This window comes from Microvirga sp. GN3 (assembly GCF_055792825.1).
The window spans coordinates 124,757-144,596 of sequence record NZ_JBVVAK010000001.1; the positions used below are offsets into that span (position 1 = coordinate 124,757).

Genomic DNA, 19,840 nt, shown 5'->3' on the forward strand with positions numbered 1-19,840 from the left:
CGCTCTTTGTTAATGCGGATCGTTCTTATCATCCTCGCGCTTGAGGACCGCAAAGGGGAGAGAACCCATGAGCGACGAGACCTCGTGTTGATCCGTGTCGATGAGAATATCGTCTCCTGTCAGCACGTTTCGCCAGCGCCCGCGGGACAGGGCAATTGTCGTACCTCTCCAGACGGCCGGATCGGGGAAGAGGTCTTCCTTGCTCATTAGTTCGCTTCCGAGGCGAGGCACGATCACGGCGAGTGCCGTCTCGCCGTGCCGCCTGATATAGGCAAGCAGGTGAGACGCCCGTTCGCCGTTGGTCGTCAAAGGCCTGTAGTTACCCTCGGCATACAGGTCTGGAGAGGCTGCACGATCATGAAGCAGCCGGGCGAGGATGCGCTGCTTAATTCGTCCGTCGGACCAGTTTTTCATCAGAGCCGTGAATGGCTCGTTCTCATCTAGAGCTTGAATGCGGGTTTTGTAGTTCACAGGCCGCCGGTTGTCCGGGTCTACGAGGGAAAAGTCCCAGAACTCGGTACCCTGATAGATGTCGGGCACGCCCGGCAACGTCATTTTCAGGACGATTCGTGAGAGACCATTCAGCATGCCAAGAAGAGAGAGACGCCGGGCAAGAGGCTTAAAATGCTCGATGAAGGAATTACGAGGGTCGAGCAGAGCCCGCAGAAGCTTGAGGGCTGCTCCCTCATAAGCTTCGTTCGGCGCGACCCAGCTTGTGTGCCACTTGGCTTCCCGAAGACCCTTGATGAGATATTCCTCCATGCGTCCCCGGAACGTGGCTAGCTGCTTGCTGTCGATTCCTTCCATAAGCTCCAAGGGCCAAGCACCGAGGAGGACTTGAAGCAGGATCACCTGATCGTTGGCGTCCGGCGCTGGTGCAGCATTCACCTCAGACAGGTTAGGAGTTGCAATTTCTCGCCAGAGATCGAGAGCCTGCACCCATCCTTCTGGCATCTCCGAGAGAGCGAGCAGGCGTGCCCGCGCGTCCTCGCCGCGTTTGGTGTCATGCGTCGCGGTGGCGATCATCGCATGTGGCCAATTGCGGACGCGGTCTGCATTGGCTTGGTGAAAGGCTTCCGGAGAGAGGCCGAAATGACCCGGATCGCCGCCGACTTCATTGAGCGCGATCAGGCGGCCATAGCGATAGAACAGGGTGTCCTCCAGGCTCTTTGCCATGACGGGGCCTGTCAGCTGCTGGAACCGTCGCCGGAAGCGGCGGATATCGGCCGGATCTGCGACTGCTTTGCCTAGAAGGGCAGTGGCGATGAAATCGTGCACACTGCGATCCGCCAGGGTGCTGGATTGTTGCGCCGTCCGGATCGTCGCCTCGATCAGCCGCGCATCTCCAGCCGATGGGTCTGCATCGCGGAGATAGCTGCGATAAACCGGAAAGGCCGCGATGATCTCGACAAGGGCTTGGCGCAGGGTAAATGCCGTGTAGTCGCGGGTACGGCGGCTGGCATCAGCGATTGTCTTGATGTCCGAGACCAGAACCTCCAGCTCGCTGGCGAAGTTCTTCTCGGTGATATCGGTCTTGGCCTGTCTCAGCAGTTCGTCATAGGAGTCTTGAAGGCCCGAGGCTTTTCGATAGATGCGCTCGAACGTGGCGCCTGCCTCAGCATTCACCAGCACGCCGTCGATGAGGTTGAGTACCTCGTAGCCCGATGTTCCGGCGACGGGCCAGGGACGCAGCTCCTCGCCCGGCTCCAGAATCTTCTCGACCGCTACATAGAAGCCCGGCCCCACCTTCCGTTGAAGAGTGCGGCAATAGCCCTCAGGATCAGCGAGACCGTCGATATGGTCGATCCGAAGACCGTCGACGAGGCTCTCATTCACGAGACGGAATATGAGCTCGTGCGTCTTGTCGAAAATCTCCGGGATCTCGACCCGAATGCCTGCCAGCGTGTTGATGTCGAAGAAGCGGCGATAGTTGATATCGCTCGATGCCACACGCCAGTAAGACAGGCGGTAGATCTGGGCCTCCAGGAGGCGATGCAGGGGATTGAAGCTTTCGGGATGGCCGGAAACGCCATTGATGGCCGCAATGGCGCCGTCGATAGCCTTTCTGATCGCTGGTGAGGCTGCGACCGTCTGAGCGAGTGCGCGCTTCGCCGTTTCAGCTACTTCCGGCAGGGAGACACAATCTTTCTGCGAGGTTCGACCGTTCAACACCCGAAAGCGCTCGGTGAGGATGCGCAATTCACCAGCCTTCGCCTGATCGTTGAGAGCGACTAGCGCATGGTCGAGCACGACCGGATAGGTCGTCGGGCAGATCGGGAAGCGATGCTCCCAGTGCCAGACGCTGAACGAGCCTTCAACTGGGTCGAATTTCAGCTGGAGTTCGCCTTTCTCCAAGACGTCCCCATAGAGCCCACTCAGGGATGGAACGATCAGTTTGCCGTCGGCGCCGGGTCGCTCCCAATCGATGTCGAAGGCGTGGGCTACCGGCGAGAACTGGCCCCATTCCAGCACCGATAGCCACCAGCCGTTATCCTTCCCGCCCACACCCATATGGTTCGGCACGATATCGAGCAGGAGCTTAAGGCCGTGCTCCTTCAACGCTTCCGAGAGGCGGCGGAATCCGTCCTCTCCGCCGAGCTCCGGATTGATGGTCGAGTGATCGACGATGTCATAGCCATGGGTAGATCCGGGTGCGGCCGTCTGGATCGGCGAGGAATAGACGTGGCTGATGCCGAGCTTCGCCAGATACGGCATGATCGTCACCGCATCGTCGAAGGTGAAGTCCTTGTGAAACTGCAGGCGATAGGTAGCCCGCGGCGGAGGCGAAGCGACGATGTTTCGACGGGAACGGACGTCTCGTCCGTCCTCCGCCAGAGCGACCGCGAGCTTAGGCATCAGATTTCCGGGCGAGGTGATGGCTTCGATCGTATTCGACAGGCGCCGGCGCCAATTGGGGTGCCCCACATCCATGCCCGGCAGGTTGGGCTGGTTCAGCTCGCCCGAGCCATCCTCGATCTGCAGAGCCATGAGAACTGAGGACGTGCGGGCGAGATAACGGACCGTTTCTTCAAGCGGGGCCATCTCCGGAATCTGAAACGAGGGGAGGAGACCTTCCTCTGCAAGGGCTCTTGTCAGGCGCTGTTTGTCGGCAGCCCTCGCGATGCGCTCACTGGCAGCCTGTGTCAGCTCGAAGATGCCAAATGTCTGGCGCAGGTCAATGTCGAGGCCGCGCCACCAGCCGGTGAAGGTCGGCAAATCATGCGTGGAGATGACGGCCAGAGCAGAGCGAGGATATTGCTGCGGCCTCTTGAAGGCCGATCCCTCCCTCTCGAAAGGCAGCACCCGGTAGCTGAGGACGGCGGATTCCATGATGGCATCGGAGAAACCCTTCGGCGCCGTGCCGAGATCCTCCGCAATCACGAGGCAGCAAGCGCGGTGGCTCTCGACGCGTAGCACCGCCAGCATGGCCTCGAACGGATAATCCACATATGCGCCCTGAGAGGCCGGAGCACCGGCAGGGATCAGGAATAGGCGCTGGAGCTGGAAGGCGTGGTCGATGCGAATGGCGCCGGCATGGCGCATATTGGCCGAGACGAGCTCGCGGAAAGCCGCGAGGCCCTGCTCCTCCAGGATGAGCGGATTGAAGGGCGGCAACCCCCAATCCTGGCCTTGTGGGCCAAGCGGATCCGGAGGCGCGCCGATGGACAGCTTTGGAGCGTAGCGCTCCGGTGCCGCCCAGATCTCGGACCCGCCGCCATCCGCGCCCACGGCGAGATCGCGGTAAAGGCCGATCGGCAGCCCTGCGGTACGGGTCCGTTCCGCCGCCTGGTGAAGCTGAGTGTCCGCCAGCCATTGCAGCCACGCATGGAAGGCCACACGCTCCGTGTGATGCAAACGAAAGCGCCTCACGGCCACGGAATGGACCGAGCGATACTCCTCAGGCCACTCGCCAACCCAGAACTGGCCCTGTTCCTTAAGGTGCTCGGAGAGCGCCTCGAAAGTCGCGTGCGCTTCCAATGCTTCACCGCCTGTGCGCCGGAACGCCTCGAAGGCGGGGGAGGCGCCGGACTTCTGGAAATATGTCCAGAGGGCATCGAGAAGCGGGCGCTTGGTGGACCAGACCTCGGCATAGTCGATGAGGTGAGCGCTTCGCAGCCGTGCTAGTCGCTCCTGCATTTTCGGATCCTCGAGAAGCGCTTGAGCGCCGCTCTCGACGAAGCCTTCGGCTGCGGTTGGGTCGATATAGATGGACTCAATGAAGAGGCGCGAGGATGGAGAGTAGGGCGATATCTTGGAGCGATCCGATGCGAAGAGCGCATGAACGGGACTGAGTCCGAGGAACGCGCCGCCGAGGCGACTGATGTTCTCGGCGAGGAGCGCCACATCGGAATAGGTCCCGATGCCGAAATCGCGTTCCGAGCGTAGCGAGTAGATCTGAGCCGTCGCGCCCCACAGTTTTGCGTCGCCTTGGAAGGCCTCGGGTTCCCAGCATCGGGGTGGTGCGGCGATGACGGTCGTCTCCTTGTCACCCAACCGAAGGCGGTGATAGCCCATCGGCAAGGCAGGAAGGTCCAAAGCGTCGTTATCCTTGGCGAGCCATCCCTCATGGACCGCGCCATTCTCTTCGATCAGAATCCATGCCTGCTGCCCGGGCGAAATATGAAATTCGATTGTCGAGGGATTTTCCGCATTGATCGTGACGACTGCTGGAAGCAGACCATTCTTCAAGCGTTCCAGCCGGGCGAGGCTCTCCTGTGCGTCGGACTCAGATGTGACGTCGAGCCCGAGGGCGGCTAGCAACGCTTGCCGCGTTGCCGAACCGGTCTGGACGCTTTTGCCGAAGGCATCGGTGTAGTCAGGGGCGATACCGACAAGGGCGGCCATGCGCTCCAAGAGAGCGTCCAGCTTGCTCATGCCGATTGCCCTTTCACGACGATTCCGGACCAGGGTGGGAGTTGAAGACTTTTTCCTTTCGCATCGATGCCTTGGCTCGACCACAGCACGCGAGCATTTTCCTCAATGTTCCCATTCATGGGATTGTCGCCAAAATTCGCGAGAAGGTGGAGTTTGTCGTCGGCGAAGGTCCAGGTCACGTCGAGCATGCTTTCCGGTGAGACCTTGTAATGAGAGCCGCGATATTCGCTCTTGAGTAGAGGAACGATCTCAGTCCGCCTCAGATCGAGCAGATGACGGGTCTGTGACAGAACTTCCCGATGCGGCGACCGCTCGGTCTCTGACCAGTCGATCCTGGAGTTCTCGCAGGTCTTTCGATCCGTCGGGTCGGGAATCTTCTGAGACATCTCCGGATCCGTAAAAGCCTTGAAGCGTCGGAATTCGCTCCGCCGTCCATCACGGACGGCCCTGGCAAGATCCGGTTCATTTTCGAAATCGACGAAGAACTGGAACGGTGTTGACGCCGCCCATTCCTCACCCATGAACAGAAGCGGGATCTGTGGAGAAAGGAGAAAGATCGCGTGAGTGAGAGCGAAGCGCTCCGGCGGGATCAGATGTGACAGGCGTTCACCGAAGGCGCGGTTCCCGACCTGATCGTGATTCTGAAGGAAGGCTACGAACGCCGACGGCGGCAGATGTCCTGAGGGCTCACCGCGAATGACGCCATCCTTGTGCGGGGACGGATCGCCCTGATAGGCGAGACCTTCTGCCAAGGCGCGCCCGAGGTGCTGGAGCGGCTTGTCGGCATAGTCCTCGTAATAGCCCTCGTTCTCGCCGGTCAGGAGGGCGTGCCAGGAGTTGTGGATGTCGTCCGCCCATTGTGCCGTGTGAAGCTTCGGCCTCCGGCGGTCGTCACGATTGAGCCAGCGCGCCTGGTTGGCCTCGTTCTCAAGTACCAGGTGAACATGACGGTCAGGGATCGCCTGCCGGATGCGGTTCGCCAGTTCCTCGATGAAGTGCGGCTTGCCATCATCGGTGATGGCATGGACTGCATCGAAGCGCAGGCCGTCGAAGTGGTACTCCTGCAGCCAGTAGAGCGCGTTATGGATGAAGAAGTCGCGCACCACGCGGCTACCTTCGCCGTCCACATTGATGCCGGCGCCCCACGGCGTCGGATGGCGCTCCGTGAAGAACGTCTTGGCATAGGCGTGGAGATAGTTTCCCGACGGGCCGAAATGGTTGTACACCACATCGAGGAAAACCATGAGGCCAAGCTCGTGCGCACGCTTGATGAGACGCTTGAGATCCTCCGGGCTTCCATAGGCTGCGTCCGGCGCATAGGGCAGGACCCCGTCATAGCCCCAGTTGCGTCGACCCGGAAACTCGCCGATCGGCATGAGCTCGATCGCCGTAATGCCAAGGTCGCGTAAGCGAGCAAGCTTGCTCATCAAGCCTGCATAGGTGCCTTCCGGCGTGGCCGTGCCCACATGGACCTCGTACAGGACGGCTTCCTCCCATGGCCGGCCCTCCCACGAAGTCTCTGACCATTCGAAGGATTGCGGATCGACCACGAGACTGAGTCCGTGAACGTCGTCGGGTTGGAAGCGGGACGCCGGATCGGGCACAATAAGGTTGCCATCGATCTTGTAGCCATAGTGGCTTCCGGCATGCGCGTCCTCTGAGACATGACGATACCATCCGTCACCATCTGCCTTCAGCGGACGCTCTATACCATCAAGCACCAGACGCACCTCGCGCGCCGTCGGCGCCCATAGGGCAAAGCGAACGCCTTCGGAGGTTATCTCTGCCCCAAAGGGCATGGAGTGAACGCGCCGCATCAGATCTCCGGAAGATCGAGGAAAGCTCTTGCGAACGGACATGTTAATGCAAGGTTCCGGCTCAGATCAAAAAAACTGCCAAGCTCGGATTTTCTGCAACGCTATCCATGTCACCGGAGTTCGATCGCATAGGCAGTTTGAGGTAATCGCTAATTTTCTGAAATTGCCGCGGAACCGGTTCAGGGGGCAGAGAGTTGTAAGCCCGACTGCCTATGGCGCTGGGGGTCGCTGGGGATCGCGCCGCTGAGCGAACATGCTGGAAACATCTTGCCTGGAAGCCAGTGCGGCTTTCCCGACGGTGATGCGTGCCGAATTGCAGGACACAAGCCGGCCGTCCTTTTCCGCCAAGCGACGACAGTCCATCCTTTTCGTCACATCCGAGATTGCCGATTACATCAAGGCCGGTGGCCTTGGTGAGGTTTCTGCTGCGCTTCCGCGGGAGCTGCGCCGCTATTATGATGTGCGTGTTCTCATCCCGGGCTATCGTCAGGTGCTGTCGCAGATCGGCCCCATGGAAGAGATCGCACGGCTACCTGCCTCCTTCGGTATTCCGGCCTGTGGCTTGGGCCGCAGCACGACGCATGATGGCCTGACGGTTTACGTTCTGCTATGTCCCGAGCTGTATGACCGCGACGGTTCGCCTTATGTCGACCGCTTCGGTGTGGATTGGAGCGACAATGACATCCGCTTCGCGCGTCTCGGACTTGCAGCCGCCGATATCGCCTGCGGCCATGGTGATGATCTGTGGCGCGCCGATCTTCTTCATCTTAACGATTGGCCGTCAGGGCTCGCATCGGCTTATCTTGCCTGGCGCGGGCAGCCTGTCCCGACCATCCTGACCATTCATAACCTTGCCTATCAGGGGATCTTCGACCGCAACCGCCTGTCTCTTCTCGGAATTCCCGATTCTGCTTTCCAGATCAATGGCGTCGAATTTCATGAAAAGCTCTCCTTCCTGAAAGCAGGGATCTACTACTCGTCCCATATCACGACGGTCAGTTCGACCTATGCCCGCGAGATCACGCGCCCCGAATATGGCTGCGGTCTCGATGGCCTGCTCCGAACTCGTGCAGAACAGGGGCGCCTTGACGGCATTATCAACGGCATCGACGAGAGTTGGGATCCGACCACAGATCCCTATCTGGTCAGCCCATTCTCTGCGAAGAATTGCCGGGGCAAGCGCGCCAACGCCGACAATGTGCGCAAGAATTTCGGGCTTGCACTATCGAAGGGGCCTCTTTTTGCCGTGGTGTCCCGCCTTGTCCATCAAAAGGGTGTCGACCTTGCCATCTCGGCCGCAGAGACCATTGTTTCGCAGGGCGGGCAGATCGCCGTCATCGGCCAGGGCGAACCTCGCTTCGAAGCCGAGCTGCAGGTGCTCGCAAACCGATATCCCGGTTCCGTCGGCGTGAAGATCGGTTATGACGAGGGAGCCGCGCGACGCATGTATGCGGGCAGCGATTTCCTGCTCATGCCCTCGCGCTTCGAACCCTGTGGCCTGAGCCAGATGTATGCGCAGCGCTTCGGTTCGCTGCCGATTGCGCACAGGACGGGCGGGCTTGCGGATACGATCGAGGATGGTGTCAACGGTTTCCTGTTCGGCGAACCCTCGCTCAACCGCTTCATGGATGCCATTCGAAGAGGTCTCGATACCTTCCACTCGCGATCCCGTCTCACAGCGATGCGAAAGGCCGCCATGAGCAGGCCTCAGGGTTGGGGTCGATCTGCGTCCCGTTATCAGGAGGTCTACGAACGCGCTTGTCGGACGGCTCTCGCATAATTGCTTCCTAAGAATGGGCTGGACGATCTGCAGCTCATTTTTCGTCCAAAGCGCCCGATGAATGGACGCCGTCGCCACAATGTCGCAGCCTTATTCTTAAGCCTGTGCTGCTTTTTCGGGCAAATGTCATGTGACCGTATTCCTGTCACGGCTTGCATGAAATTCCCCGCGATCTGACACCAAAGGGCTGATCCCAACTGGCATGGTTCTTGCTTAATGCCCTGACGTTGCACCTGAAACAGGGCAGCCAAGGGAGAGGACTTATATCGATGTTGAAGATGACCCGCAGACACCTGATGGCGCTGGCCTCTGCCGCGCTCGTTTCCGGCGCTGTGATGGGAACGGCGCAAGCGCAGGAGACGATCAAGATCGGCGTTTTGCACTCCCTGTCGGGCACGATGGCAATCAGCGAGACGACGCTGAAGGACGTCATGCTGATGCTCATCGAGGAGCAGAACAAGAAGGGCGGCCTGCTCGGCAAGAAGCTCGAAGCCGTTGTGGTCGATCCGGCCTCCAACTGGCCGCTCTTCGCCGAGAAGGCGCGCGAGCTGATCAGCCAGAACAAGGTTTCCGCCGTTTTCGGCTGTTGGACATCCGTGTCGCGCAAGTCCGTGCTGCCGGTGTTCAAGGAACTCAACAGCGTTCTCTTCTATCCCGTCCAATATGAGGGCGAGGAGAGCGAGCGCAATGTGTTCTATACGGGCGCGGCGCCGAATCAGCAGGCCATTCCGGCCGTCGAATATCTCGCCAAGGAAGAGAAGGTCGAGCGCTGGGTTCTCGCCGGCACCGACTACGTCTATCCGCGCACGACCAACAAGATCCTCGAGGCCTATCTCAAGGCAAAAGGCGTGAAGGCCGAGGACATCATGATCAACTATACGCCGTTCGGTCATTCCGACTGGCAGACGATCGTGGCCGACATCAAGAAGTTTGGAGCCTCCGGCAAGAAGACCGCCGTGGTCTCCACCATCAACGGCGACGCCAACGTTCCCTTCTACAAGGAGCTTGCCAACCAGGGCGTGAAAGCGACGGATATTCCTGTCGTGGCCTTCTCGGTCGGTGAGGAAGAGCTCGCCGGCATCGATACCAAGCCCCTCGTCGGCCACTTGGCTGCCTGGAACTACTTCCAGTCCGTCGACACGCCCGAGAACAAGGCCTTTATCGAGAAGTGGAAGACCTTCACAAAGAACCCGAAGCGCGTCACCAACGATCCCATGGAAGCGCACGTGATCGGCTTCAACATGTGGGTGAAGGCCGTGGAGAAGGCAGGCTCGACCGATCCTGACAAGGTGATCGATGCCATCGTCGGCGTCGAGGTTCCGAACCTGACCGGCGGCACTTCGAAAATGCTCGCCAATCACCACATCACCAAGCCGGTTCTCATCGGCGAGATCAAGGACGACGGGCAGTTCGAGACCGTGTCGCAGACCGACGCGCTCGTTCCCGGCGATGCCTGGTCCAAGTATCTCGACGGTTCGAAAGACCTGATTGCCGACTGGAAGGACCTCAAGTGCGGCAACTACAACACCGTCACGAAGAAGTGCGGCGCCTGATCGCCTGACGAAAACGAGGGCGGCTCAAGAAGCCGTCCTCGCCTTCTCCTCCGTTCGAAGTTGATTGCATGGCACGCTTGCGCAGCATTCTGCAGGCATTCGTTCTGCTGGTCGGCATGGCGTCCGCCGCTGTGGCCGGACCCTACGAAGACGCATTGCCGAAACTTACCGCCGACAGCTATTCCGATACTGAGGCCGCCATCGGCGCTGTCGCCGGCAGTGGTCATCCCCTGTCCCTGAAGCTTGTCGAGGCTCTGCGCGACGGGCGGCTGATGGTCGCTGGCGGGAAGGTCTATATCCGCGATGCCGACGGCGAGTCCGTCGATGCAGCAATCGGCCAGGCCGCCGAACCTGCCGCAGGCACCAAGCCCGTGCGCCTCAACAACCGCGTCCGTCGCGCCATCGAAGCCGCGCTCGGCAGCATGACCCTGCTCAGCCCGGATGCGGGAACCCGCCTCGATGCGGCCCGCGCCGTCTTCCGCTCGCGCGATGCCGCTGCCCTGCCGACGCTCGAGCAGGCCATTGCGAAGGAAGGAGACGGCAATGTGAAGGGAGCGCTCGAAAACGCGCGCGCCGCAATTCTTCTCAACAAAGCAGACGCTTCCACTCCAGAGAAGCTTTCCGCTATCGAAACCTTGAAGGCCCACGGCAATCAGGACGCCCTGGCGCTTCTTTCGAACCTGCCGAGCGGCACGCCGGCCGATATCAGCGAAGCGGCGGCGAAAGCAGCGGAAGGCATCCGCAGCAGGCTCGCTCTTTGGAATGCCGTCCAGAATGTCTGGTACGGTGTCTCCCTCGGCTCGGTCCTCCTGCTTGCGGCCATCGGTCTCTCGATCACCTTCGGCACCATGGGCGTCATCAACATGGCGCATGGAGAAATGGTGATGATCGGAGCCTATACGACCTTCATCGTGCAGGAATTGATCCGCACGCAGGCGCCTTACCTGTTCGGCGCCTCGCTCTTCATCGCCTTGCCGCTGGCCTTCCTCATTGCCGGCCTGATCGGCATCCTGATCGAGCGCACGGTCATCCGATTCCTGTATGGGCGACCTCTCGAGACGCTTCTTGCCACCTGGGGCATTTCTCTCATTCTGCAGCAGGGCGTGCGCACGATCTTCGGCCCCACCAACCGCGAGGTTGGGACGCCGGCCTGGATGAGCGGCGCGCTGGAGATCGGGGGGCTGAGCCTCACCTATAACCGCATCGCCATCGTGATCTTCGCCTTTTCCGTCTTCGCCATCCTGCTCCTCGTGCTGCGCTATACGTCGCTCGGCCTGTTCGTGCGCGCGGTCACGCAGAACCGGCGCATGGCGGGCTCCATGGGCATTCGCACCAATCGGATCGACGCGCTCGCCTTCGGCCTCGGCTCGGGCGTCGCCGGCATTGCAGGCGTTGCCCTGTCGCAGATCGACAATGTCAGTCCCAATCTCGGGCAGGGCTACATCATCGACAGCTTCATGATTGTCGTGTTCGGCGGGGTCGGCAATCTCTGGGGAACGCTCGTCGGCGCCATGACGCTCGGCATCGCGAACAAGCTGCTCGAGCCCTATGCCGGTGCCGTGCTCGGCAAGATCGTGCTGCTCATCGCGATCATCCTCTTCATCCAAAGGCGTCCGCGCGGTCTCTTCGCGCTCAAAGGCAGGGCGGTCGAAGCATGACAAAGCAAACTGTGCTCGACCGTCAGAGCATCGCTGTCCTCTGCCTGCTGGCAGTTGCGGCCATCCTTGTTCCGGTTCTCAACGTCGCCGTCGCTCCGGGGTCGCCGGCCCACCTTTCGGACCATCTGGTGCCGCTTCTGGGAAAATACATCTCTTTCGCGCTGCTCGCCCTATCGGTCGATCTCATCTGGGGGTTCTGCGGCATTCTTTCTCTCGGGCATGGGGCCTTCTTCGCCCTCGGCGGCTATGCCATGGGCATGTATCTCATGCGCCAGATCGGGCCGCGCGGCGTCTATTCCGACCCGGTCCTTCCGGATTTCATGGTGTTCCTGAACTGGAAGGAACTGCCCTGGTTCTGGCAAGGCTTCGACTGGTTTCCCTTCGCCATGCTCATGGTGCTGCTCGTTCCGGGAATCCTCGCCTTCGTATTCGGCTGGTTTGCCTTCCGCTCGCGGGTCACGGGCGTCTATCTCTCCATCATCACGCAGGCCATGACCTTCGCGCTGATGCTGGCGTTCTTCCGTAATGACATGGGATTCGGCGGCAATAACGGTCTCACCGATTTCAAGGACATCCTGGGCTTCCCGATCCAGTCGTCATCCACCCGCATCGTCCTCTTCGTGCTCTCAGTGGTGGCGCTCGCCGGCGGCTACCTGCTCTGCCGCTGGGTGGTGACGTCGAAGTTCGGCAAGGTGCTCGTGGCAGTTCGCGATGCAGAAAGCCGCACCCGCTTCCTCGGCTACCGGGTCGAGCATTACAAGCTCGCCGTCTTCACCCTCTCGGCCATGCTGGCGGGTGTTGCCGGCGCGCTCTATGTGCCGCAAGTCGGCATCATCAATCCGAGCGAGTTCGCACCGACCAATTCCATCGAGGTCGTGATCTGGGTGGCGGTGGGCGGACGCGGCACGCTCGCCGGCCCGATCATCGGCGCGCTGCTGGTCAATGCGGGCAAGACTTGGTTCACCGGTATGCTGCCGGAGTTCTGGCTCTTCGCACTGGGCGGTCTTTTCGTGTTCGTCACGCTGCTCATGCCGCGCGGTATTCTCGGTGCCGCGAAGGACATCTGGGAGAAAGCTGGACAGCGGTTGAAGTCCTCCGGTTCGCCCGAACCTGTCTCACAGGCGGCGGAGTAAGTCATGAGCGCACCCGTCACACCCGCATTGCTCTATCTCGACAATGTCTCTGTGTCGTTCGACGGCTTTCGCGCCTTGAATGCGCTGTCTCTCGCCGTCGATCACGCCGAGATGCGCGCCATCATCGGGCCGAACGGTGCCGGCAAGACGACGATGATGGACGTGATCACCGGCAAGACGCGGCCGAACGAGGGCACCGCTCTGTTCGAGGGATCGCACGATCTGACCGCACTCGACGAGGCGGCCATTGCCGAACTCGGCATCGGCCGCAAGTTCCAGACGCCGACCGTGTTCGACATGCATACGGTAGAAGACAACATTCTTCTCGCCCTCAAAGAGAACCGCTCGCCCTTCGCGACCCTGCTCTCGCGGCGGACGGCACAGGAGCGCGAGCGGATCGATGCGCTGCTGGAGCGGGTCCGGCTCACGAGCCATCGTCATCGCAAGGCGGGCGAACTATCCCATGGCCAGAAGCAATGGCTCGAGATCGGCATGCTGCTGGCGCAGCAGCCGAAGCTCCTGCTGATCGACGAGCCGGCCGCCGGCATGACGGATCAGGAAACCGCCGACACGGCCGATCTCCTGCGCGACATCGCCAGGACCCAGGCTGTGATCGTGGTGGAGCACGACATGACCTTCGTGCGCGATCTCGACGTGAAGGTCACATGCCTTCACGAAGGCTCGGTACTCGCAGAGGGAACGCTCGATGCGGTCAGCGCCAACGAGCGCGTGGTGGAGGTTTATCTGGGACGATGACGATGCTTGCGGTCGAAAACCTGTCCCTGCATTACGGCGCGGCTCCCGCCCTGCGCGGCGTGTCGGTATCCGCCTCCCTCGGCGAAGTCACCTGCGTGCTGGGCCGCAACGGCGTCGGCAAGACGTCGCTTCTGCGCGCCATTGCTGGGCACCGCCCGATATCGAGCGGAAACATCCTCTTCGAAGGCCGCGACATCGCGCGGCTGAAGCCTTTCGAGCGGGCGGCGCTCGGTATCGCCTATGTGCCGCAGGGCCGCGAGATATTTCCGCTGCTCACCGTGAAGGAAAATCTGGAAACCGGCTTTGCTCCGCTGAAGCGTGGCGAGAGGACGATTCCGGCGGAAGTCTTCGAGCTCTTCCCGGTGCTGAAATCCATGCTTGGCCGGCGCGGCGGCGATCTGTCGGGCGGGCAGCAGCAGCAGCTTGCCATCGGGCGGGCGCTCGTCACGCGGCCGCGCCTTCTCGTGCTCGACGAGCCGACGGAGGGCATCCAGCCCTCGATCATCAAGGATATCGGGCGGGCGATTACTTACTTGCGCGAACGGAAGGATATGGCCATCCTCCTGGTCGAGCAATATTTCGACTTCGCCCGCGATCTGGCCGACCGTTTCGTGGTGATGGAGCGCGGCGAGATCGTCCAGCACGGCGACCGCTCAGCTCTTGAGGGAGATGATGTACGTCAGCGCTTGGCCATTTGATGGCGCCTCCCAGATCCCGTCTCCACAACGCCAGCGAGCCGTCGGTCGTGTTGCATTCAGTGCAGCGGAACTCGGTGGTCGCACGCGTCCGGCTCGCATCGAGGAGAGCGGATCCATGCGGATCAGGCTCCCGAAAGGCGAGGGGAGCGGGATCGACGCCATTCTCGTCAACACGGCCGGCGGCATCGCCTGCGGCGACCGCTTCTCCGTGGCGATCGAGGCACAGGCCGGCGCCTCGGTGACGGTCGCGACTCCGGCTGCGGAAAAGGTGTACCGCTCGGACGGTCCGGTTGCGGAATTGAACGTCAGCCTGACGTTGCACGACAGGGCCAGACTCGACTGGCTGCCGCAGGAAACGATCCTGTTCGACAAAGCGCGCCTTCGTCGGAGCCTCACGGCCGATATGCCGGAGCATGCGCGCCTGACGTTGTTCGAAGCGGTCGTCTTCGGGCGCGAGGCGAGGGCCGAGCGTATCGCCGACGGATTATTCGAGGACCGCTGGCGCATCCGTCGCAACGGCCGCCTCATCTATGCCGATAGGCTGCGGCTCGACGGCCCCATCGCGGAGTTGCTGCAGAAGCCAAGCATCGGCAAGGGTGCGCGCGCCTTCGCGACTCTCATCCATGTGGCGCCGGATGCGGAGGCGCGGCTCGAATCCGTGCGTGACAGTCTTTCGGCAATCGAAGGCTGCGATGCTGCGGCCAGTGCCTGGAACGGCCTTCTCGCCGTGCGCTTCTGCGCCACGAAGATCGAGGCGCTGCGCGCCGCGGCCATTCCTTTCCTTGTTGCCTTTCGCGGCGAACCTCTGCCGCGTGTCTGGCTCAGCTAGGGTCGAACCATGCAACTCACACCCCGTGAAAAAGACAAGCTCCTGATTGCCATGGCCGCCATGGTGGCGCGCCGCCGGCTGGAGCGCGGCGTGAAGCTCAACCATCCGGAGGCGATCGCACTGATCACCGACACGGTCGTGGAAGGTGCGCGCGACGGTCGCTCGGTTGCGGAGCTGATGGAAGCGGGCGCGCATGTGGTCAGCGCCGATCAGGTGATGGAAGGCGTCGCCGAGATGATCCATGATGTGCAGGTGGAGGCTACTTTCCCGGATGGCACCAAGCTCGTCACCGTGCATCACCCGATCCGCGGGGCGGCCTCGAAGGATGTGCCTGGCGAGGTGATCGCGCAGGAGGGCGAGATCGTCTTCAACATGGGCGCGGAGCGCACCGTGCTGACAGTCGCCAACACAGGCGACCGGCCGATCCAGGTCGGCAGCCACTACCATTTCTTCGAGACCAATCCTGCCCTGTCCTTCGAGCGGGAGAAGGCGCGCGGCATGCGGCTTGACATCGCGCCCGGCACGGCGGTGCGCTTCGAGCCGGGCTCCACGCGCGAGGTGGTGTTGGTGCCGCTCTCCGGCAAGCGCGAGGTCTACGGGTTCCGCCAAGGCGTGATGGGAGCGCTCTGATGTCGAATGCAAGAAAGCCCGCTTCGCTGCCGCGCTCCGGCTATGCGGACATGTTTGGCCCGACCAATGGCGACCGCATCCGCCTTGCCGATACGTCCCTCGTGATCGAGGTGGAGAAGGATTTCACCACCTATGGCGAAGAGGTGAAGTTCGGCGGCGGCAAGGTGATTCGCGACGGCATGGGGCAGGCGCAGACGACGCGCGCGGAAGGCGCCGTCGACACTGTCATCACCAACGCGGTCATTCTCGATCATTGGGGCATCGTGAAGGCCGATATCGGCATCAGGAGCGGCCGGATCGCGGCCATCGGCAAGGCCGGCAATCCGGATGTGCAGCCCAATGTCGACATCATCATCGGGCCCGGCACGGAGATCATCGCCGGCGAAGGCAAGATCATCACCGCCGGCGGCTTCGACTCGCATATCCACTTCATCTGCCCGCAGCAGATCGAAGAGGCGCTGATGTCGGGCGTCACCACCATGCTCGGCGGCGGCACGGGGCCGGCGACCGGCACCTTCGCCACCACCTGCACGCCCGGCCCCTGGCACATCGCGCGCATGATCGAGGCCGCGGACGCCTTTCCGATGAACCTCGCCTTCACCGGCAAGGGCAACGCCTCGAAGCCCGGCGCTCTCGAGGAGATGATCCAGGCGGGCGCCTGCGCGCTCAAGCTGCACGAGGATTGGGGCACGACGCCCGCCGCCATCGATTGCTGCCTGTCGGTTGCCGATGCTTATGACGTGCAGGTGATGATCCACACCGACACGCTCAATGAATCCGGCTTCGTCGAGGACACAATTGCGGCCTTCAAGGGCCGCACAATCCATGCCTTCCACACGGAGGGCGCAGGCGGCGGTCATGCGCCGGACATCATCAAGGTGGCGGGGCTTCCCAACGTGCTGCCGTCCTCCACCAACCCGACGCGGCCCTATACGGTGAACACCATCGACGAGCATCTCGACATGCTCATGGTCTGCCACCACCTGTCACCGTCGATCCCGGAGGACCTTGCCTTCGCCGAGAGCCGCATCCGCAAGGAGACCATCGCGGCGGAGGATATCCTGCACGATATCGGCGCCCTTTCGATGATGTCCTCCGACAGCCAGGCCATGGGGCGCGTGGGCGAGGTCATCATCCGCACCTGGCAGACCGCGCACAAGATGAAGGTCCAGCGCGGCGCGCTTCCCGGCGAGACCGGCGACAACGACAATTTCCGCGCCCGCCGCTACGTGGCGAAATACACGATCAACCCGGCCATCGCGCACGGCGTGTCGAGGCATATCGGTTCTGTCGAGGTCGGAAAGCTCGCGGACCTCGTCGTCTGGACGCCCGCCTTCTTCGGCGTAAAGCCCGACCTCGTCTTCAAGGGCGGCGCCATCGCAGCAGCCCTGATGGGCGATCCCAATGCCTCGATCCCGACGCCGCAGCCGGTCCACTATCGGCCGATGTTCGGAGCTTACGGCAAGGCTCTCGCCTCCACGTCGCTCACCTTCGTGTCGAAGGTGGCGACGGAGAACGGGCTTGCCGCGAAGCTCGGAGTTCGAAAGCCGCTCGTCGCCGTCGAGAACGTGCGCAGCGGCATCGGCAAGAAGGACATGATCCTCAACGATGCCACGCCCGTGATTGAAGTCGATCCCGAAACTTACGACGTGCGCGCAGACGGCGAACTACTGGTCTGCGAGCCCGCAAAAGTCCTTCCCATGGCCCAACGCTATTTCCTGTTCTGACATGATCCGCGCCACATCCATCATTCGCCGAAACGAGGTCGAGCAGGATCGCATCGTCGATGTGATCACCCTCGACCACGGCGATCGCCACCGCCGCCGCATCCTGCTCAACGCCGATGGCGGCACCGCCTTCCTTCTCGATCTCGACAAGGCCGCTGTGCTCGAGGACGGCGATGCGATCCGGCTCGACAGCGGCTGGCTCGTCGAGGTGAAGGCGGCGCCCGAGCGTCTCGTCGAGATCCGCACCGATGACCCGCTCGATCTCCTGACCCTTGCCTGGCATATCGGCAATCGTCACGTGCCGGCAGAGATCACGCGCGAGGCGATCTATATCGCCTATGATCATGTGCTCGTCGACATGCTGATCGGTCTCGGTGCCAAGGTCGAGACCGTCGAGCGGCCGTTCCGCCCCGTGCGCGGGGCCTACCACCATCACGAGTATGGCGGGCACCATCACGGGCACGGTCATGGATGACGCCTCGGCAAATCCGCTGATGAACGGGAGATCGTCTGCGATCCTGCCGCTCTTCGCGTGGCTGTCACCGTGTTATCCCGTCGGCTGCTATGCCTATTCGCACACGCTCGAATGGGCGGTGGAGGCAGGCGATGTGACAGATGAGGCGACGCTGGTGTCCTGGCTCGTTGATTTGCTCACTTTGGGTTTCGGGCGCAACGACGCCATTCTCCTGAGCTGCGCCTATCGTGCTGTGCTTGGTGGAGACCGGGTAGCTCTCGAAGAGATCAACGAACTGGCGCTCGCCCTGTCGCCGTCCTCGGAGCTCTACCTGGAAACAAGTCAGCAGGGACGCAGCTTTCTCGACGCGACGCTGGCAGCCTGGCCTTCGCCGCGCCTGGTCCTCCTTGACGGCGACGTGGCGTTTCCTGTCGCGATCGGCATGGCTGCCGCGGCGCATGACATTCCGCTTGGCGTCACCGCCGAGGCCTACCTGTTCGGCCTCGTGCAGACCCTGGTCTCCGCCGCGATCCGTCTCGCGCCCATCGGGCAGACCGCGGGCATCCGCGTCGTGGCTGCGCTCGCGAGCACTGTGCGCGACCTCGCGGGGCAGGGGATGACGCTTTCCCTCGACGATATCGGCGGGGCGACCTTCCGCGCCGATCTCGGCTCCTTCCATCACGAAAATCAATATACGAGGCTCTTCCGCTCATGACTTCTCACACGGGACCTCTTCGCGTCGGCATCGGCGGGCCGGTCGGCTCCGGCAAGACGGCGCTGATGGAAGCGCTCTGCAAGGCTTTTCGCGAGCACTATGACATCTGCGCGATCACCAACGACATCTACACCAAGGAGGATGCGCGTCTTCTGACGGTCGCCGGCGCCTTGCCGGTCGAGCGCATCATGGGCGTCGAGACCGGCGGCTGCCCGCATACGGCGATCCGCGAGGACGCCTCCATCAACCTTGCCGCCATCGCGACGATGCGCAAGCGCTTTCCGGCGCTCGACATCGTGCTGGTGGAATCCGGTGGCGACAATCTCGCTGCGACCTTCTCGCCCGAGCTCGCGGATCTGACGATCTACGTCATCGATGTCGCTGGCGGCGAGAAGATTCCGCGCAAGGGCGGTCCCGGCATCACGCGTTCGGATCTCCTCGTAGTCAACAAGATCGACCTTGCGCCTTATGTGGGCGCCGACCTTGCGATCATGGAGGAAGACACGAAGCGCATGCGCGGCCAGCGTCCCTATGTGTTCAGCAATATCCGCGATGGTGTCGGGGTCGATGTCATCGCCAAATTCATCGAACAGGCCGGTGGCCTGTCTTCAGCGGCCTAAGGGGGATCTCATGATGTTCAAGCGCTCGGTTCTTGCCGCCATGTTGTTAGCGGTCGCCACTCCCGCCCTGGCCCATACAGGACATGATGTGGTGTCAGGCTTTCTCTCCGGGTTCTCGCATCCCCTAGGAGGCCTCGACCATGTTCTTGCGATGGTGAGCGTCGGCCTCTTCGCGGCCTTGCTCGGAGGATGGGCTCTGTGGGCGCTTCCCGCAAGCTTCGTGGGCATGATGCTGGTTGGTGGAATTCTCGGCCTGAGCGGCATCGAGGTCCCGGCCGTTGAATTCGGCATCGCGATGTCCATTGTCGTTTTGGGCGCCATTGTGACGTGGGGGCGGCAATGGCCGATCCCGGCGGCAGTCACGCTCGTCGGCGTCTTCGCCCTGTTTCACGGTTATGCTCACGGCGCGGAGATCCCGGTCGGGTCCGATGCGGCTCTCTACAGTCTGGGATTTGCTCTCGCGACGGCCATGCTGCATGGCGTTGGAATTTCTGCCGGACTTCTCACCTCTGGCTCTACCACTGTCATGCGGCTTACCGGAGCGGTTGTGACCATGTCCGGGATCGTCATCGCATTTGGCTGACGCATTGCCGTA

At 61.9% G+C, this 19,840-nt stretch carries 15 protein-coding genes; 13 read left to right on the plus strand and 2 right to left on the minus strand.

The features are described from left to right. Positions 1 to 9: 9 nt before the first annotated feature. Together ACS5Q1_RS00540 and treZ are read right to left on the minus strand one after the other, a co-directional pair. The gene (locus tag ACS5Q1_RS00540; RefSeq protein ID WP_473096365.1) at positions 10 to 4,875 is read right to left on the minus strand and encodes a malto-oligosyltrehalose synthase; all 4,866 of its coding nucleotides are present in this window, start codon (positions 4,873 to 4,875) and stop codon (positions 10 to 12) included. After that, on the minus strand, positions 4,872 to 6,692 hold the full coding sequence (gene treZ / locus ACS5Q1_RS00545) for a malto-oligosyltrehalose trehalohydrolase (protein ID WP_473096366.1): 1,821 nt from the start codon (positions 6,690 to 6,692) through the stop codon (positions 4,872 to 4,874). Before treZ ends, ACS5Q1_RS00540 begins: the two co-directional genes overlap by 4 nt. 253 nt (positions 6,693 to 6,945) lie before the next feature. On the opposite strand from treZ, the gene glgA reads away from it, so the two are divergent. The 13 genes from glgA (at position 6,946) to ACS5Q1_RS00610 (ending at position 19,828) form a co-directional block, all read left to right on the plus strand. Beyond that, positions 6,946 to 8,472, plus strand: a complete 1,527-nt coding sequence (gene glgA, locus ACS5Q1_RS00550) for a glycogen synthase GlgA (RefSeq protein ID WP_473096367.1) — start codon at positions 6,946 to 6,948, stop codon at positions 8,470 to 8,472. 296 nt (positions 8,473 to 8,768) lie between these two features. Then, a complete protein-coding gene (urtA, locus tag ACS5Q1_RS00555) occupies positions 8,769 to 10,025 on the plus strand; it encodes an urea ABC transporter substrate-binding protein (protein ID WP_473096444.1) in 1,257 nt (418 codons plus the stop codon). A 68-nt stretch (positions 10,026 to 10,093) separates the two neighbouring features. Continuing rightward, on the plus strand, positions 10,094 to 11,683 hold the full coding sequence (gene urtB, locus ACS5Q1_RS00560) for an urea ABC transporter permease subunit UrtB (protein ID WP_473096368.1): 1,590 nt from the start codon (positions 10,094 to 10,096) through the stop codon (positions 11,681 to 11,683). Then, a complete protein-coding gene (urtC, locus tag ACS5Q1_RS00565; protein WP_473096369.1) occupies positions 11,680 to 12,816 on the plus strand; it encodes an urea ABC transporter permease subunit UrtC in 1,137 nt (378 codons plus the stop codon). The genes urtB and urtC overlap by 4 nt, the downstream gene beginning before the upstream one ends. Before the next feature lie 3 nt (positions 12,817 to 12,819). Further along, positions 12,820 to 13,572, plus strand: coding sequence for an urea ABC transporter ATP-binding protein UrtD (urtD, locus tag ACS5Q1_RS00570; protein WP_473096370.1), 753 nt, complete (start codon positions 12,820 to 12,822; stop codon positions 13,570 to 13,572). 2 nt (positions 13,573 to 13,574) lie between these two features. Then, positions 13,575 to 14,270 (plus strand): urea ABC transporter ATP-binding subunit UrtE, encoded by a 696-nt coding sequence (urtE, locus tag ACS5Q1_RS00575; RefSeq protein ID WP_473096445.1) that lies wholly within the window; start codon positions 13,575 to 13,577, stop codon positions 14,268 to 14,270. A gap of 115 nt (positions 14,271 to 14,385) precedes the next feature. Beyond that, positions 14,386 to 15,099, plus strand: coding sequence for an urease accessory protein UreD (locus tag ACS5Q1_RS00580; protein WP_473096371.1), 714 nt, complete (start codon positions 14,386 to 14,388; stop codon positions 15,097 to 15,099). Between the two features lie 9 nt (positions 15,100 to 15,108). Beyond that, complete coding sequence (locus ACS5Q1_RS00585) at positions 15,109 to 15,729, plus strand: urease subunit gamma (RefSeq protein WP_473096372.1); 621 nt, start codon at positions 15,109 to 15,111, stop codon at positions 15,727 to 15,729. After that, positions 15,729 to 17,456 carry an urease subunit alpha gene (ureC, locus tag ACS5Q1_RS00590; RefSeq protein WP_473096373.1) on the plus strand — a complete coding sequence of 576 codons (1,728 nt, stop codon included), beginning with the start codon at positions 15,729 to 15,731 and terminating at the stop codon, positions 17,454 to 17,456. Before ACS5Q1_RS00585 ends, ureC begins: the two co-directional genes overlap by 1 nt. 1 nt (position 17,457) lies before the next feature. Continuing rightward, positions 17,458 to 17,931 (plus strand): urease accessory protein UreE, encoded by a 474-nt coding sequence (locus ACS5Q1_RS00595; RefSeq protein ID WP_473096374.1) that lies wholly within the window; start codon positions 17,458 to 17,460, stop codon positions 17,929 to 17,931. Then, positions 17,897 to 18,625, plus strand: coding sequence for an urease accessory protein UreF (locus tag ACS5Q1_RS00600; protein WP_473096375.1), 729 nt, complete (start codon positions 17,897 to 17,899; stop codon positions 18,623 to 18,625). The genes ACS5Q1_RS00595 and ACS5Q1_RS00600 overlap by 35 nt, the downstream gene beginning before the upstream one ends. After that, positions 18,622 to 19,245: an urease accessory protein UreG gene (gene ureG / locus ACS5Q1_RS00605; RefSeq protein WP_473096376.1), complete on the plus strand. Its 624-nt coding sequence runs from the start codon at positions 18,622 to 18,624 to the stop codon at positions 19,243 to 19,245. Before ACS5Q1_RS00600 ends, ureG begins: the two co-directional genes overlap by 4 nt. 10 nt (positions 19,246 to 19,255) lie before the next feature. Continuing rightward, positions 19,256 to 19,828 (plus strand): HupE/UreJ family protein, encoded by a 573-nt coding sequence (locus tag ACS5Q1_RS00610; RefSeq protein ID WP_473096377.1) that lies wholly within the window; start codon positions 19,256 to 19,258, stop codon positions 19,826 to 19,828. Positions 19,829 to 19,840 lie beyond the last annotated feature (12 nt).

Coding starts and splice junctions, on each gene's coding strand:
- ACS5Q1_RS00540 (WP_473096365.1), bottom strand. CDS start 4,875: ATGAGCAAGCTGGACGCTCTCTTGGAGCGCATGGCCGCCCTTGTCGGT.
- treZ (WP_473096366.1), bottom strand. CDS start 6,692: ATGCGGCGCGTTCACTCCATGCCCTTTGGGGCAGAGATAACCTCCGAA.
- glgA (WP_473096367.1), top strand. CDS start 6,946: ATGCTGGAAACATCTTGCCTGGAAGCCAGTGCGGCTTTCCCGACGGTG.
- urtA (WP_473096444.1), top strand. CDS start 8,769: ATGGCGCTGGCCTCTGCCGCGCTCGTTTCCGGCGCTGTGATGGGAACG.
- urtB (WP_473096368.1), top strand. CDS start 10,094: ATGGCACGCTTGCGCAGCATTCTGCAGGCATTCGTTCTGCTGGTCGGC.
- urtC (WP_473096369.1), top strand. CDS start 11,680: ATGACAAAGCAAACTGTGCTCGACCGTCAGAGCATCGCTGTCCTCTGC.
- urtD (WP_473096370.1), top strand. CDS start 12,820: ATGAGCGCACCCGTCACACCCGCATTGCTCTATCTCGACAATGTCTCT.
- urtE (WP_473096445.1), top strand. CDS start 13,575: ATGCTTGCGGTCGAAAACCTGTCCCTGCATTACGGCGCGGCTCCCGCC.
- ACS5Q1_RS00580 (WP_473096371.1), top strand. CDS start 14,386: ATGCGGATCAGGCTCCCGAAAGGCGAGGGGAGCGGGATCGACGCCATT.
- ACS5Q1_RS00585 (WP_473096372.1), top strand. CDS start 15,109: ATGCAACTCACACCCCGTGAAAAAGACAAGCTCCTGATTGCCATGGCC.
- ureC (WP_473096373.1), top strand. CDS start 15,729: ATGTCGAATGCAAGAAAGCCCGCTTCGCTGCCGCGCTCCGGCTATGCG.
- ACS5Q1_RS00595 (WP_473096374.1), top strand. CDS start 17,458: ATGATCCGCGCCACATCCATCATTCGCCGAAACGAGGTCGAGCAGGAT.
- ACS5Q1_RS00600 (WP_473096375.1), top strand. CDS start 17,897: ATGGCGGGCACCATCACGGGCACGGTCATGGATGACGCCTCGGCAAAT.
- ureG (WP_473096376.1), top strand. CDS start 18,622: ATGACTTCTCACACGGGACCTCTTCGCGTCGGCATCGGCGGGCCGGTC.
- ACS5Q1_RS00610 (WP_473096377.1), top strand. CDS start 19,256: ATGATGTTCAAGCGCTCGGTTCTTGCCGCCATGTTGTTAGCGGTCGCC.